11 protein-coding genes and 1 tRNA gene are annotated in these 14,635 nt (G+C 59.3%); 6 read left to right on the top strand and 6 right to left on the bottom strand.

All coding sequences use genetic code 11. The features are described from left to right. Positions 1-29: 29 nt before the first annotated feature. From rimO to sodB, 3 genes are all read right to left on the bottom strand, one after another. Entirely contained in the window at positions 30-1,382 is a 1,353-nt protein-coding gene (gene rimO, locus ABHF91_RS09810; RefSeq protein WP_409423103.1) for a 30S ribosomal protein S12 methylthiotransferase RimO, read from the bottom strand. Positions 1,383-1,591: 209 nt separating this feature from the next. Beyond that, positions 1,592-2,587 (bottom strand): Gfo/Idh/MocA family protein, encoded by a 996-nt coding sequence (locus ABHF91_RS09805; RefSeq protein WP_409420115.1) that lies wholly within the window; start codon positions 2,585-2,587, stop codon positions 1,592-1,594. 186 nt (positions 2,588-2,773) lie between these two features. Further along, positions 2,774-3,355 carry a superoxide dismutase [Fe] gene (gene sodB, locus ABHF91_RS09800; RefSeq protein ID WP_409420114.1) on the bottom strand — a complete coding sequence of 194 codons (582 nt, stop codon included), beginning with the start codon at positions 3,353-3,355 and terminating at the stop codon, positions 2,774-2,776. Positions 3,356-3,586: 231 nt separating this feature from the next. Here sodB and ABHF91_RS09795 point away from each other — a divergent pair, with 231 nt between their 5' ends. Continuing rightward, a complete protein-coding gene (locus tag ABHF91_RS09795) occupies positions 3,587-3,925 on the top strand; it encodes a Grx4 family monothiol glutaredoxin (protein ID WP_409420113.1) in 339 nt (112 codons plus the stop codon). 70 nt (positions 3,926-3,995) lie between these two features. Here the strand turns inward: ABHF91_RS09795 and ABHF91_RS09790 are convergent, their stop codons facing one another. Continuing rightward, positions 3,996-5,051, bottom strand: coding sequence for a BMP family protein (locus ABHF91_RS09790; RefSeq protein WP_409420112.1), 1,056 nt, complete (start codon positions 5,049-5,051; stop codon positions 3,996-3,998). Between the two features lie 443 nt (positions 5,052-5,494). Here ABHF91_RS09790 and ABHF91_RS09785 point away from each other — a divergent pair, with 443 nt between their 5' ends. Next, positions 5,495-6,721 carry a dicarboxylate/amino acid:cation symporter gene (locus tag ABHF91_RS09785; protein WP_409420111.1) on the top strand — a complete coding sequence of 409 codons (1,227 nt, stop codon included), beginning with the start codon at positions 5,495-5,497 and terminating at the stop codon, positions 6,719-6,721. 53 nt (positions 6,722-6,774) lie between these two features. Here the strand turns inward: ABHF91_RS09785 and ABHF91_RS09780 are convergent, their stop codons facing one another. Continuing rightward, on the bottom strand, positions 6,775-7,530 hold the full coding sequence (locus ABHF91_RS09780) for a substrate-binding periplasmic protein (RefSeq protein WP_409420110.1): 756 nt from the start codon (positions 7,528-7,530) through the stop codon (positions 6,775-6,777). Between the two features lie 204 nt (positions 7,531-7,734). Here ABHF91_RS09780 and dauA point away from each other — a divergent pair, with 204 nt between their 5' ends. From dauA to ABHF91_RS09765, 3 genes are all read left to right on the top strand, one after another. Further along, the gene (dauA, locus tag ABHF91_RS09775; protein WP_409420109.1) at positions 7,735-9,465 is read left to right on the top strand and encodes a C4-dicarboxylic acid transporter DauA; all 1,731 of its coding nucleotides are present in this window, start codon (positions 7,735-7,737) and stop codon (positions 9,463-9,465) included. Between the two features lie 216 nt (positions 9,466-9,681). After that, a tRNA-Ser gene (locus ABHF91_RS09770) sits at positions 9,682-9,769 on the top strand. A gap of 91 nt (positions 9,770-9,860) precedes the next feature. Next, the gene (locus ABHF91_RS09765) at positions 9,861-11,240 is read left to right on the top strand and encodes a tyrosine-type recombinase/integrase (RefSeq protein WP_409420108.1); all 1,380 of its coding nucleotides are present in this window, start codon (positions 9,861-9,863) and stop codon (positions 11,238-11,240) included. A 918-nt stretch (positions 11,241-12,158) separates the two neighbouring features. Here ABHF91_RS09765 and ABHF91_RS09760 read toward each other — a convergent pair. Next, a complete protein-coding gene (locus ABHF91_RS09760) occupies positions 12,159-13,283 on the bottom strand; it encodes a hypothetical protein (RefSeq protein WP_409420107.1) in 1,125 nt (374 codons plus the stop codon). Between the two features lie 422 nt (positions 13,284-13,705). Between ABHF91_RS09760 and ABHF91_RS09755 the strand changes: the two genes are divergently transcribed. Then, positions 13,706-14,587, top strand: a complete 882-nt coding sequence (locus ABHF91_RS09755) for a hypothetical protein (RefSeq protein WP_409420106.1) — start codon at positions 13,706-13,708, stop codon at positions 14,585-14,587. Positions 14,588-14,635: the final 48 nt, after the last annotated feature.

Here is a 14,635-nt window from a genome sequence, read left to right as displayed (position 1 = left end):
CCGATACAGTGACAAGCTGTAACCGATTGTTATATCGGCGTTGCCCAGAGGTCGTATTCGTCGGCGTGTTCCACCTTGACCCGCAGTCGATCGCCCGGTTGCACGCTGGTGACGCCGTTGAGATAGACGACTCCGTCGATCTCGGGAGCATCGCCGGCGGTGCGGGCGATGGCACCTTCCTCGTCCACCTCATCCACCATGACCCACAGGCTCTGGCCCACCTTGCGGGCCAGTTTGCGGGTGGAGATGGCCTGCTGGGCGGCCATGAAGCGGTCGAACCGGGCCAGCTTCACCTCCTCGGGCACCGGATCCGGCAGCTCGTTGGCCTTGGCGCCGTCCACCGGGCTGTAGGGGAAGCAGCCCACCCGGTCCAGCTCCGCCTGCTCGATGAAGTCCAGCAGCATCTGGAAGTCCTCCTCGGTTTCACCGGGGAAGCCGACGATGAAGGTGGAGCGCAGGGTGATCTCGGGGCAGATCTCCCGCCATTGGCGGATCCGCTCCAGGGTGCGCTCCACCGAGCCGGGGCGCTTCATCAGCTTGAGGATGCGCGGGCTGGCGTGTTGCAGCGGCAAGTCCAGGTAGGGCAGCACCTTGCCTTCGGCCATCAGGGGGATCAGATCGTCCACGTGGGGATAGGGGTAGACGTAATGCAGGCGAACCCAGATATCCAGCTTGGCCAGCTCCTGGCACAGGGTGGTGAGGTGGGTTCGCACCGGCTGACCATCGTAGAAGCCGGTTCTGTGCTTGAGATCCGCGCCATAGGCCGAGGTGTCCTGAGAGATCACCAGCAGCTCCTTGACCCCGGCTTCCTTGAGGCGCTTGGCCTCGGCCAGCACCTCGCCGATGGGCCGGCTCACCAGATCGCCCCGCAGGGAGGGGATGATGCAGAAGGTGCAGCGGTGGTCACAGCCCTCGGATATCTTCAGATAGGCATAGTGGCGGGGGGTCAGCTTGACCCCCTGGGCCGGCACCAGGCTGACGAAGGGGTTGTGCTGGGGCTTGGGAACGTAACGGTGCACGTGATCCAGCACCTGCTCGTAGGCGTGGGGGCCGCTGATCTCCAGCACCTTGGGATGCACGGCGCGGATCTGATCCTCCTTGGCCCCCAGACAGCCGGTGACGATCACCTTGCCGTTCTCCGCCAATGCCTCACCGATGGCCTCCAGAGATTCCTGCACCGCACTGTCGATGAAGCCGCAGGTGTTGACGATGACCAGCTCGGCATTGTCGTAGCGGTTCACCACCTCATAGCCTTCGGTACGCAGCTGAGTGAGGATGCGCTCGGAGTCCACCAGGTTCTTGGGGCAGCCCAAGGAGACAAAGCCGATGCGGGCGGCACCGGCTTCGGCCTGGGTGGGGGCCGCCGGTTGTTCCTCCAGCATCTGGCCCAGGGTGGTGGTGGCACAGCTGCTGGGGGCGTTGGGATCGAAGGTGTTTACGGTCATGGCAGGGAGGCGTCAGATGTTAAAAAAGATGGCGGATTATACCCGATGCACGACAAAGGGGAAGGCAAGCGCCGCTGCTTTTTTGCGCAGTCGCTGCCGGTCGGCCGGGTGATCCGGCAGGGGGCCGGATCACCACTGACGGTGGCCTAGGCGGACGCCTGATCCGCGGCGAAGCGGATGCCGGCGCTGTGGCGGGCCTGCTCCAACACCTCGGCGACGATCAGCGCCGTCTCCAGCCAGGCATGACAGCGCGGCAGATCGCCGCGGCCCAGGCAGTCGGCAAAGTCCCGGAACTCGTGCACCATGTGATTGAGGTCAGCACTCTCTGCCAGACCACCGGTTTCGCCGGCGATCTGCCATTCCACCGCATGGCAGCTGTTGGGGGCATCGTTGATGCGTCCGTAACCCTTTTCCCCCTGGATGGTGGCGTGGGAGGGGCTGGCAGAGTCCTTGGCACCGCAGCACACGGCGGTAAAGCCGGCATATTCCAGCAGCAAGACCCCAGAGGTGTCGATGCCGTTGTGGCCCCGTTGGCAGTGATAGTGGACCCGGTGCGGTTTACCGAACAGACCGCAGACCAGGTAGACGTTGTACAGGTTGATGTCGTACAGGGCGCCGCCGGAGCTGGCGGGATCGAAGGCCGCGTGCACCTGACCCTGCAGGTAGTCGTCGTAACGGCTGGAGTATTGGGAGTAGTTGCACTGGACCAGTCGAATGGGACCGAGCTGGGGCAGCCGTTGCTGCAGGGCGATCAATTGGGGACTGTGCAGGTTGGTGATGGCCTCGAATAAGAAGCACTGCCGGGCCTTGGCCAGGGCCACCAACCGCTGGAGCTGGGCCAGGTTGGAGGTGAAGGGTTTTTCGCAGATCACGTGGCGACCGGCCTGCAAGGCCGCCTGGGCGTAGTCGAAGTGCAGGTGATTGGGCAGGCCCAGGTAGATCACCTCCACCTCGTCATCGGCCAGCAGCTGGGCATAGTCGGTGTAGAGGCGCTGAATGCCGTAACGCTGCTGCAGCGCCTCGCCCTTGGCTTGGCTCTGGGGCCGGACACACAGGGCAACCGGGGTGATATCGTCGAGTTGACTCAGGGCATCCAGGCAAGACAGGACTATCTTGCCGGCACCCACCAGGGCGAGTTTCATGGAGGACTCCTTTAGACCATGTGCTGTGACCGGGGCCATCTACCGTCAGGCACCATGCCCGAAACCGGTTGCGGCGGCAAGAGTTAACGCGGTAGGGCCGCTTTTAGCGTGGGGCGGCAATAAAAAACGGGAGCTTCGGCTCCCGTTTTGTGTGCTATGCAGTGGCCTGGCAGGCCAGCCTGGGGCTTAGGCGGCCAGGTTGGCGGCCACGAAGTCCCAGTTCACCAGGGCCCAGAAGGCTTCCATGTACTTGGGACGCAGGTTGCGGAAGTCGATGTAGTAGGCGTGTTCCCAGACGTCCACGGTCAGCAGCGGGGTCACGCCGTCGGTCAGCGGGCAACCGGCGTTGGAGGTGTTCTGCAGGGCCAGGGAGCCGTCGGCCTTCTTCACCAGCCAGGTCCAGCCGGAGCCGAAGTTGGTCACGGCAGACTTGGTGAACTCTTCCTTGAACTTGTCGAAGGAGCCGAAGGCAGCATCGATGGCGGCAGCCAGTGCGCCGGTGGGGACACCACCGCCGTTGGGGGTGAGGCAGTGCCAGTAGAAGGTGTGGTTCCACACCTGGGCGGCGTTATTGAAGATGCCACCGCTGGCGGTCTTGATGATCTCTTCGAGGCTCTTGCCTTCAAATTCTGTGCCCGGTACCAGATTGTTCAGGTTCACCACATAGGTGTTGTGGTGCTTGCCGTAGTGGTATTCCAGGGTTTCTTGAGAGATATGGGGTTCCAGAGCATTCTTTTCGTAAGGCAGGGCCGGCAGTTCAAAAGCCATAAGTACACTCTCCATCGTCAATTAAGGCTGAGGGTATCGATAAGGTCCCTCAGATAGCCCTTGATTTATATCAAAGGTGCAGGTTCAATACCACAATTATCGCCATAAAATTTAACACCTCCGTTACGCCTTCACCACGACCTGGGCGTCCGTTCGCGCCGGGTCAATCTTGGTGTCGGCAGGGCGATTTTGTAGAATGCCGGCTTGACGGCAAACCAGAGCGAGACCTAGATGGAAACCATTGACAAGATCAAACAGCAAATCGCTGACAACGCCATTCTGCTTTACATGAAGGGCTCGCCCAAGCTGCCCAGTTGCGGCTTCTCCGCCCAGGCCGCCCAGGCCTTGATGGCCTGCGGTGAACCCTTCGCCTACGTGGACATACTGCAGAATCCGGATATCCGCGCCGAGTTGCCCAAGTACGCCAACTGGCCGACCTTCCCCCAGCTGTGGGTGGCCGGTGAGCTGGTGGGCGGCTGCGACATCATGCTGGAGATGTTCCAGCAGGGTGAGCTGCAGCCCCTCATCAAGGAAGCTGCCGCCCGGGCCCGGGAAGCCCAGGCCGAGTAAATCCTCAGCTCGGCTACAACGCAGAAGGGCTCGCCATGGCGAGCCCTTCTGCATGGGCGGCGGCAGGTGCTCAGCCCTGGCAGTGGCTGGCGTCGCCGTTTTCGTTCACCTTGCACAGATCGCCGGCTACCTGGGGAAACAGGCAGCTGCCGGTGAGGCTGTAGTCATGCACCTGCAGCTTGCCATTGATAATATCCTGCTGCACCTGTGTCAGTATGTGGTAGTAGGCCGGGCGGATCTGACCGGCATTGCTCTTGTCATCCACCCATCCCACATAATCGTCTGCTAGCCCCAGCTTGCGGGTGCCCGCCTGCCATTGCCCGGCTTGCGCCTGGGTCAGGCTGGTGAGCACGGCCTTGGGCAGGTTTTGGTAGATGGCGGTGAGCATGGTGCCGGGATGCAGGTCGGCTTGCTGCATGTTGGCGCCGATGGCGCGAACGCCGGCATCGGCGGCCGCCTGATAGACCCCCAGCCCGGTGCCACGGGCATCGGCGAACAGCACGTCCACGCCCTCATCCACCAACTGCTTGGCGGTAAAGGCGCCCTTCTTGGGATCGTTGAACGCCAGATCCAGGGTGGAGGTGACGTACTGTTCGTTCACCTGCACGGAGGGATTGGCGTACCGGGCACCCTGGGCAAAGCCACAGCCGGATTTGTGGACAACGGGCAGGTCCATGCCGCCGACAAAGCCCAGCAGGCCCGTTTCTGACACCATGGCGGCCAGGGCGCCCACCAAGAAGGCGGCTTCTTGCTGGTTAAATTGCACCGACTGCACATTGGGTAGGGCCAGCTGACTGTCGATCAGGGTGAAGTGCACCTGGGGATATTCCGCCGCCACCTGTTGCAGGGTGGGGACCTGGCCGCTGCCGATCACCAGGATGGGCGCGTAACCCTCGGTGGCCAGTTGTCGCAGCTGGTTGAGGCGGTCGGCGGCACCGACGGTGGTCACCTCCTTGACGGGCACACCGCTCATCTGGGTAAACAGCGTGACGCCTTGCTGGTGGATCTGGGCATTTTGCTGCTCATCTAGGGTGTTGCCGCCGGCATAGACCAAAGCCGGGCCGGTGGCGGCCCAGGCCGGGCCGGTGGCGGCCAACAGGAGCAGCAGGGGAGGGAACAGGCGCATGACACATCCTTGTTAAGAGTTCAACTGCGGCGGATTTTCCTCGTTGCGCAATCTGTGATCAAGTTCAAATTACCTGTCAACTTATTGAAATCGCTTGCAATACGACCTAAATCATAACTACGGGGGTACTTGGGGGCCCCAGACGCACCGTTTGCGCTCATAATGCGTCGCCGGCATTAATATGTTAAATGACATCGCAGGGCCCCGGATCCCATGGGGTAGCGCGGCGTCGGCCAGCAAGGCGGGGATCTGGTAGTCTAGTGACTCCGCCAATAGTGATGTATGTGTGTGAAATGACAATTTTGCAGTGTCAATCAAGATAAACGGTTGCCAATGCTAGTGGGATTGTTTAGAAAAGCGGCCTAATTACCCTATGCCCGCCTGCGGTGGACCCCCGGCGAGGATGGAACCGAATTTACCGTTAACTGATAAGGACGTATCCCGTGATAAAGAAGAGTCTTGCCAATATCGGCGTACAGGTGGTGATCGCCATGATCATCGGCGCCCTGGTGGGGGTGGCGATGGGCGAGCAGGCAGCCATGTTTGCCCCCTTAGGTAGCTTGTTTATTCACCTCATCAAGATGCTGGTGGTGCCGCTCGTGGCCGTGGCCATCATCTCCGGTGCCGCCAACCTGGGTCTGAGCCCGTCGGCCGGTAAGCTGGGGGTCACCACACTGCTGTTCTTTCTCATCACCTCCGCCCTGGCGGTGCTGTTGGCCTTGGGCATGGGGCATCTGTTCCAACCGGGCGTTGGCGTGGACTTCTCCGATTACCAGCACCTGTTCACCAACGAATATGCCGACAAGGGCGAGCTGCCGGGCGTGGTGGCCACCGTGCTGGGCATGATCCCCACCAACGTGTTCCAGTCCTTGAATGAAGCCAACATCCTGCAGATCCTGGTGTTCTGCCTGTTCTTCGGCATCGCCCTGGCCAACCAGCCGCGGGATCGGGTCAAGCCCCTGATCAATGGCATCAACACGGTAGTGGATGCCTTCGTCTGGATGATCAACAAGGTGATGATCATTGCCCCCCTGGGGGTATTCGGCCTGATGGCCGATGCGGTGGGCACCTTTGGCTTTGGCGTGCTGACCGTGGTGATGAAGCTGTTCTTCGTCTACCTGGCCGCCATTCTGATCTACGGCTTCGTGGTGTATCCGCTCATCATCAAGCTCTTCTCCGAGATGCCGGTGGGCCGCTTCATCTCCGCCATGAAGAAGGCGCAGATCGTGGCCTTCTCCACCGCCTCCTCCATGGCCACATTGCCGGTGACCATGGAAGTGTGTGAAGAGGAGCTGAAGGTTAGTAACACCACCGCCGCCTTCACCCTGCCCCTGGGCGCCACCATCAACATGACCGGCAATGCCATCTACTACGGTCTGGTAGCAGTGTTCTTTGCCCAGGTGTTCAACGTGGATCTGAGCCTGGGGGCCTATGCCGCCATCGTGCTGACCGCCACCCTGGGGGCCGTGGGTCAGGCCGGGGTGCCGGGCCCCTCCTTCCTGGTGGTGGCCGTGCTGCTGGCCGCCGGCATTCCCATCGAAGGTCTGCCCCTGCTGTTCGCCCTGGATCGTATCTTCGACATGATCCGTACCGCGCTGAACATCACCGGCGATGCCGTGTGCGCCGTGGTGGTGGACAAGTACAGCCCGGATTACACCCGCTTCAACTAACCCAACGAAAACCGTTATTGCCCGCCATCTGGCGGGCTTTTTTTTGCCTGGGATCAGCGCGTCAAGGCGTGCGGGCTCTGGGGCTCCAGCACAGGTGCCGGCCCCAGGCGCGCGATGGCCAGGTTGAGCCGATCCCGCAGCCGATGGCCTTGGTCGGTACGGCGAAAACAGACCACCAGCTGTTTTTGTTCCAGCCGGCGTGGGTTCATGGTCAGCTGGTCTGCCAGGGGACGCAGATCGGGATCATGACGCAGCAGGTAGTGAAACAGCAGGGGATCCACCACCGCCAGATCGATGCGACCCGCCGCCAGCTTGCGCAGGTTGTTGCGATCGGAATTGGCGCTGTCGGTATACAGCAAGCCGGCATTGGCCAGGGTATCGAGCTCGTCGGTGTTGACGTAACCGGCCACCACGCCGATGCGGTAGGGTTGCAGCTGGATCAGCCGTTGCCAGTGGATGGGGGTGTCATTGCGGCGTTGGGCCAGCCCCAAGGGGGCCTGCAGCAGGGGGGCACTGCAATAGAAGTGCTCGGCCAGACGGGGAGAGGCGTATTCGGGCAGGTAGCCGACATAGGGCGAGTCGGTCAGGACAAGGCGCTGGGCCCGGCGCCAGGGGTAATAGTCGATGCGGGCCTGCAGCCCCAGCAGGTCCAAGGCCTGGTGCAGTCGCTGGCCTACCAGACCATCCTGGTAAAGCCCTGCCCCCACATAGGGTGGCCACTCCAGGGAGGTGAAGCGCAACGGCTCAGCCCCCTGGACGGTGCAACACAACAGGCCCATGCCCAACAGAATACCGCCACGTAGCGCCAAGCCGATCTCCTTGCCAGATGTCCATGATCGGATAGTAATCAATCTGTTACTGACTCTAACAGCCGGGGATGGCCGCCGCGAGCCATAAACTGGCAAACGCCAAAAACCGAGTAAAGTGTGATTTGGATCACGCCATATTTCCACATTGAGCGTATGGTGTCGCGGTTCATTTTGTCCCCTGTTCCTGTGCGGAGCTCCTATCTCATGTATACGCAACGACAACGTGTCCGGCTGGCCAGTGCCATGCGGGAGGCTTGCCTGTCCGAGCCCTATGGGCTGTCTCGATTATTCAAGGATGTGCTGGCAGGGCTGACCGTCGGCATCATCGCCATTCCCCTGTCCATGGCCCTGGCCATCGCCAGTGGCGTACCGCCGCAACATGGTCTGTATACCGCCGTCATCGCCGGGGTGGTGATCGCCGCCCTCGGCGGCTCCCGCTTTAGCGTCTCTGGCCCCACCGCCGCGTTTGTGGTGATCCTCTATCCGGTGGCGCAGCAATACGGGGTGGCCGGGCTGCTGGTGGCCAGCTTGATGTGTGGGGCCATGCTGATCATGATGGGCTTGGGCCGTCTGGGGCGCCTCATCGGCTACATCCCCATGCCGGTGACCCTGGGCTTTACCATGGGGATCGGCATCGTCATCGCCACCTTGCAGATCAAGGATTTCTTTGGCCTCAGCCTCAGCCAGATGCCGGAACACTATGTGGACAAGCTGCAGGCCCTCTGGCTGGCGCTGCCCAGCTGGCAAGGCGGCGATACCCTGGTGGGGGGCGTGACCCTGGCCACCCTGCTGATCTGGCCGCGCCTGCGCCTGCCGTTCCCGGGGCACCTGCCGGCCGTGCTGCTGGGATGGGGCACCGCCTACCTGTTGGCGGGGCAGGGGATCGAGGTGGCCACCATAGGCACGCGCTTCAGCTACACCCTGGCCGACGGTGCCATCGGCCACGGTATTCCCTCCAGCCTGCCCTCCTTCGCCCTGCCCTGGAACCTGCCTGGACCCGATGGTCAGCCACTGCATTGGGACTGGACCCTGTTTCGTGCCCTACTGCCCGCCGCCTTCTCCATGGCGCTGCTCGGTGCGATTGAATCCCTCTTGTGTGCCGTGGTGCTGGATGGCATGACGGGCCGCAAGCACCATTCCAATACCGAGTTGATTGGCCAGGGCATCGGCAACCTGCTGGCGCCCTTCTTCGGCGGCATCACCGCCACCGCCGCCATCGCCCGCTCCGCCGCCAACGTGCGGGCCGGGGCCACCTCGCCGGTATCCGCCATGGTACACGGTCTGGTGGTGCTGCTGGCCCTGCTGGCGCTGGCGGCCCAGCTGTCTGCCCTGCCGCTGGCCGCCATGTCCGCGCTGCTGTTGATGGTGGCCTGGAACATGAGCGAGGCTCACAAGGTCTGGGGCCTCATCCGCAAGGCGCCACGCAACGACATTGCCATCATGCTGATCTGTATCAGCCTGACGGTGCTGTTTGACATGGTGGTGGCCATCACCTTCGGCATAGTGTTGGCCTCCTTGCTGTTTATGCGGGACATAGCCCAGATGACCCGCCTCGTGGATCTCCAACTGGATCGGCGCCATGCGGGCCGGGTGCCCGAGGGGTGGCAGGCGTACAAGATCTCCGGTCCCCTGTTCTTCGCCGCCGCCGATCGGCTGTTCGCCGAATTGCAAGGGCGGGCGCAGGGCCAGCAGGGGGTGGTGCTGCAATGGGATGGGGTCTCCGTCCTGGATGCCGGTGGCTTCAACGCCTTCGAGGCCTGTTGCCGTCAGCTGCGGCGGGACGGGGTGCGCCTGCTGATCGCCGAGGTGCCCTTCCAGCCGCTCAAGACCCTGGCCCGGGCCAAGTTCAGTGCCGAACCCGGCTGGCTGGAGTTTGTGCCCAGCCTGGATGACGCCTGGGAACGGTTGGCGGAACCGGCTAGCGCGGCGGCCTGAGCCCGGCGTTGTTGAGCGGGACTGCCGCGGCGGGAATGGCTTGGAGAAATAATCGGCAGTTGCGGCGGGCGGGGGAAAAAGCCCTTGACCTCCCAAGTCCTTTTTCTTACATTACCGCCCGTCCTACGCGGTCAGGCCGGTCGGGGCCGATAAAGCGATACACGACGCCTTATCAAAAAGGTGAGATCTCACGCCTTTAATAAGAGATCAAAAAACGGTGAGGTGTCCGAGTGGCTGAAGGAGCACGCCTGGAAAGTGTGTATACGGCAACGTATCGAGGGTTCGAATCCCTCCCTCACCGCCAGATGAATTACGAATCAACCCTATGAATATCATAGGGTTTTTTCGTTTCTGGAGCCTGCGAATCGGTCGGTGTCACATGAAGGTGTCACACTATGCCGACCTATCTGCTCAAAAACCGTCACGGAAATTACTACACTCGCATCACTTTTCCCCATGCCTTGCGTGCTCTGGGCTGTCCTGCCGAGGTCCGAGTGTCGCTGCGTACCAAGGAATACGCTATCGCGGGGATGCGTAATCTGCTGGCGGCCCATAGGGTCAAGCTGCTGCTGGCCAAATTGGCCAGCAAACCCAGCGATTCAGGCTGTGTCAGGGCATGGCTGCTGCCCGAGCTGACCGCACTGCGCCAACAATTGGCCCGTGCCGAGCTGAATGCTCAATGGCTGGGGACGGTAGCTGGGCAGGGGAGTGGCATCACTCCAATTAAGGCTGGTATTGCTCCCGAAAACTCAGCACTGCCTCAGGCTGGGACTCATAATCCCACCTCAACCATCCAAAATTCACCGGATTCACCCTGCTTAGGTGCGTTGCAGGCCGAATTTATCGCCCGCAAGCAGCAAGACGGCATCTCGTTGCGCTCGATTAACCAGCTGCAACAACGCACCCAGGCCATGGTTGATATGCTGGGGGCTGATTTTGCGGTAAATGCGGTGAGATTCCGTCAAGTGGATGCCTTGATGCTGCATCTTGCAGGTCTCGGACTCAAAGAGAAGACTCTGCGCGAGTACAAGGCGGCCTGTTCGCAGATGTTTGCCCTGGCGGTCAAGCACGAATACCTGGACCGAAACCCCTTCGAGCAGGTGACTGTGAAGAACAGCAAGGCGGCTCCCCGTTCCCGCTGGAGCCGTAACCAGCTCAAGGCCCTGTTCGCCACCGAACTCTTCATCAATCCCCACCGCAAACACCATCCTGATGACTACTGGCTGCCGTTACTGCTGCTGCATACCGGTGCCCGACCATCAGAACTCTGTCAGCTGCGCACCAAGGATGTAGTAATAGTGGATGGCATCGCCTGCCTGTCCATCGCGGACGAAGGGGAAGGCCAGTCCGTCAAAACCGCCAACGCCATTCGTCATATTCCCATCCACAGCAAGCTGCTGGACTTGGGCTTTATGGAGTTTGTGCGGCAACGCCGTCGGCAGGGTGGGGGACAGCTGTTTGACTGCAAACCGACTGGCAAATTTGGGGAGTGGAGCAAGAACTTTGAGCGGCGCTTTGACCGCAAACTGACCCAGCTTGGCTTTACCGCTGGCAATCGCCCCACCGCCTATAGCTTCCGCCATACCGTCATCGACGAACTCAAACAGCAAAATGTGCCGGAGTATGTCACTGCTGACTTGGCAGGGCAGAGTCGCAAGGGCATCACCTATGGCCACTATGGCAAGGCTACGCCACTGGTTCATCTTAAAGAGACGATAGAGCTGCTGGATTTTGCCAACGAGCTGGCCTCTGTGGTGAGTAAAAAAATCGGCTAATCGAGTCCAAAACTGGCCCCGTTTCAGCCGTAGGCTGGATTCCACTAAAGCAGGTTTCTTTCTGTTTACATTGGTAGCGCCGCTCTTATAGATCATTGTTAAAAAAGGTTAATGTTGCCGTTGTTCTCTATTGGATATCATGCTCTGATAGAGCGTTTTTTGCCCGTTGGCTAAATTTTCACAGGATGTGAAATGGAAAGATATCTGACTGCTGCCCTTATCTGTGGTTGCCTTCTTGTGATGCCCAGCTTGGTTGGCGCATCTAGCTTCAAACCTACCGTTATGTGGCAGGTTCGTTCAGGTGAGATCGTCTATCCAACGGTTTGCTATAACTACGTGAAAAACAGTGTTGAATGGCGCCAATGTCGCTCAGAAGCGGTGCATGTATTCAGGGTTCGTTGCGATGAGTGGCGGGGTAAGGCGGATAAGCCAGGGGCCTCAGACGCAGCTAAATCCAGTGCAAAAATGTACTGTGCAGCTACATCCCGTTACTTCCCATTGTGATGAACCATATCCATGGATTGGCTAAACGTCATTAGCCAAGCGGAAATGGTGGTTTTGGCTTGGATAAACGGCAATAGCATGTAGCTGGCAGTACAGGGGAGGGAATTTGCTGCGCAAAAGCGTAACAGCAAGGTCACTCCTACACCGTACATTCGCTAACGCTCCTTGTATGGTGTTCTGCTGACGCAGACCGGAGGCCTTGCCAGGGTTGCCACCCTGGACCTGCCTGGGCTGCCGCCCAGACCCGCTGAATGGCTGGATGTATAGAAGAGATGGTATTCAGCTGGCGATTAGAGGCTACCGTCGCTGATGCTGACGACAATTTTGCTGTTAATGGCGAGGGTGGTCGATTCCGGTAAAGAAGGCGACCGAGGATCACTCTTCGGTCGCATAAAAAATAGATGTCACAAAGCGTTAGATGTTCTGGATCTTCGCGAAGATTTCTAGGGCGCCACGTCGAGCCTTAGCTTCTTGCTGCGCACTAATTGAGCTTAGTTGGACGCCATCTCGTCCAGACGCATACATTGGTCCACCGATATCATCGTCGTATGGTGTTCCGTCTTCATGAATGGCTATATATTCATCTTGGGTAAGGTCTGTACCCAGTAGTTTCGCGAGGTAGACCCAAGTCCAGCATCGCGGCAGGTCCCCTCGGTCGTACTCCTCTATAAGTTGGCGCATGGCCTCGGTGTCACCTGAGTTCGCTGCCTCTGTCAGCCACCTTCTCGTATCTTGGTGCCGCCCCATGCGCTCGGCGATCTCCGCTACGCGAGAAGGATTCACGTTCACTGACAATGGGTGCCGTTCAAAGAAAGTTGGATCGTTAAATCGATCAGCCAGTTCGAGAAGCGCCTCTGGGTGACCCTGATTCGCCGCCTCTCGGAGGTGGTGCATGAATTTTTCATCCTGCGCCAACTTGGCCGCATAGGCGTCGGCCCACTCCTTTTCCACTCCAGTTAGTTCTCGGCCATCCTGAGCTTGCCTATACCAGTAGTCACTGCCGACCTCATGACCATCAAAATCATCATATGCTGGGGCATGGATCAGAGCTAATGCGTAGTGAGCGTCGGCGTGGTTTCTGCTTGCTGCGACGTTGAGACAATCGAGCAGCAGTGGGGATATCTGCTCTTCTTGATTAACCCACGGTTCTTCTTTGTCATCCCAATCTTCATGCTTTCCATCATTCGGCCACTCCTCGAGCCCTGAGCCATAGAGCAGTTGAGCAATCAAATCATCAAGCCTGACGATACCGATCCCTTGCTCGGCAATCTGTGCAGCCAGGATAGAGGCCACTTTTACGGCTGTATCTAGTGGGTATCCGATTTCGATGCAACGGAGCTTGATATGGCCATCGTAGAGTGGCACATGCCGACTGGTCGGCGAATGCTTGGTGAAAACAGCTTCTGCGCTGAGTGCAGCATAGGAGTTGAAGCCGAAGGCTGCGGCCAGCAACTCGTAGATATGTGCGCGTTTGAACTGGGTGCCAGTGCGAGTCTGGAGGTGTTGTTGTGCAGAGTATGCGAGTTCTTTGATTTTCATTGTTAACTTTCCTTATAGCAACGTCGTATCAGGGGCAGGCGCACACGTTTAAGACCCCCAACGACGAGGCTCAAAGAGAAGTTTTCAATGACAATGAAGCAAAGCCTTTTTTTACTCGTGTGCAAGTAAGGTGGGCACCATAAAGAAGCATATCAGCGGAGCCCATATGTGTCTATCTCAGACCAAATTATGGCTCAACGATAATAGGGGACGATTGTTTTTCAGTGTTTGACAGTGTCACGATATCATGCCACGATCTTACCAGTTATTAGCCATAACTGGTTGATTCACAAGGTAAGAGTGATGAATCCCGAGGGTTCGAATCCCTCCCTCACCGCCATCTATAACCCTTTGATTCTCAAAGGGTTTTTTGCTTTTTGAGGCTTACATGAAATTCTACTGGATCAATCGGGTAGGACAACATGTATTTGAGCAAAAATTCATCAGGTACTTACTACACGCGCATCCCCCTTCCCAAGGCGTTGCGTGACCGTGGAATGCCGTTCGCCATCCGCACTTCGCTAGCTACCAAACAACGTCCCATCGCCATAGATCGCAATTTGCGGCTCGCTGCCGTGGTGCGTGATTGCATCGCCTGTGCACCTGCCGAATTGACCCATGCAGGCTTCCTGGCCTGGATCCGGCAGCAGATCGACACCTACAAGGCCAACGGCTTTGCTGTTCCCGAGCTGGTCACTGCCGCCGTAACGCCGCCTATCCCTGCTGACTCCCACAAATCACCGACAGCTAGACCGTCTACAGCTTCACTGACTCTGGGCCAGCTCCAGGCAGAGTTTATTGCTCGCAAGGCCAGTGATGGCATCACGCTACGCTCCGTCAAACAGCTCAAGACCCGCACGGAGGCGCTGGTAACGGCATTAGGGGCCGATTGTCGGGTCAGCAGCATCAAATACAAGCAAGCCGATGGGTTTGTTCGTGCGCTTACGGCGCACGGCCTCAAGGACAAGACGGTTCAGGAGTACAAGGCAGCCTGTGCGCAGATGTTCGGTCATGCGGTGAAGATGGAGTACCTGAGCCGGGATCCGTTCGAACAGATCACCATCAAGAACCGCAAGCCAACGCCGCGCACGCGCTGGCAGTCCCATGAGCTGAAACGGTTGTTTACCTCAGAGAAGTTCAGGCAACCCAGCACAGGCAGTCAGCAAGAGGATTACTGGATCCCGCTGCTGTTGTTGCACAGCGGTGCCCGGCCTTCGGAGATCTGCCAGCTTAGGTGCCAGGATGTGGTGAGCGTCCAGGGCGTGATGTGTCTGCGGATCAGCAACGAAGGGGAAGGGTGTTGATCAGCGCGCAAAAATGACCAGGTTTCCGGGGTTTTCAGCGTCCAATTT

Origin of the sequence: Pseudaeromonas aegiceratis, assembly GCF_046254905.1 — a bacterium.
In the GTDB taxonomy this organism is placed as follows: domain Bacteria; phylum Pseudomonadota; class Gammaproteobacteria; order Enterobacterales; family Aeromonadaceae; genus Pseudaeromonas; species Pseudaeromonas aegiceratis.
This window is presented reverse-complemented; position numbering and strand designations above follow the sequence as displayed.

What these genes read in the sequence shown, in the direction of transcription:
- ABHF91_RS09795 (WP_409420113.1), top strand. Translation starts at nt 3,587, where the DNA reads ATGGAAACCATTGACAAGATCAAACAGCAAATCGCTGACAACGCCATT.
- ABHF91_RS09790 (WP_409420112.1), bottom strand. Translation starts at nt 5,051, where the DNA reads ATGCGCCTGTTCCCTCCCCTGCTGCTCCTGTTGGCCGCCACCGGCCCG.
- sodB (WP_409420114.1), bottom strand. Translation starts at nt 3,355, where the DNA reads ATGGCTTTTGAACTGCCGGCCCTGCCTTACGAAAAGAATGCTCTGGAA.
- ABHF91_RS09755 (WP_409420106.1), top strand. Translation starts at nt 13,706, where the DNA reads ATGTATTTGAGCAAAAATTCATCAGGTACTTACTACACGCGCATCCCC.
- ABHF91_RS09760 (WP_409420107.1), bottom strand. Translation starts at nt 13,283, where the DNA reads ATGAAAATCAAAGAACTCGCATACTCTGCACAACAACACCTCCAGACT.
- dauA (WP_409420109.1), top strand. Translation starts at nt 7,735, where the DNA reads ATGTATACGCAACGACAACGTGTCCGGCTGGCCAGTGCCATGCGGGAG.
- ABHF91_RS09805 (WP_409420115.1), bottom strand. Translation starts at nt 2,587, where the DNA reads ATGAAACTCGCCCTGGTGGGTGCCGGCAAGATAGTCCTGTCTTGCCTG.
- rimO (WP_409423103.1), bottom strand. Translation starts at nt 1,382, where the DNA reads ATGCTGGAGGAACAACCGGCGGCCCCCACCCAGGCCGAAGCCGGTGCC.
- ABHF91_RS09765 (WP_409420108.1), top strand. Translation starts at nt 9,861, where the DNA reads ATGCCGACCTATCTGCTCAAAAACCGTCACGGAAATTACTACACTCGC.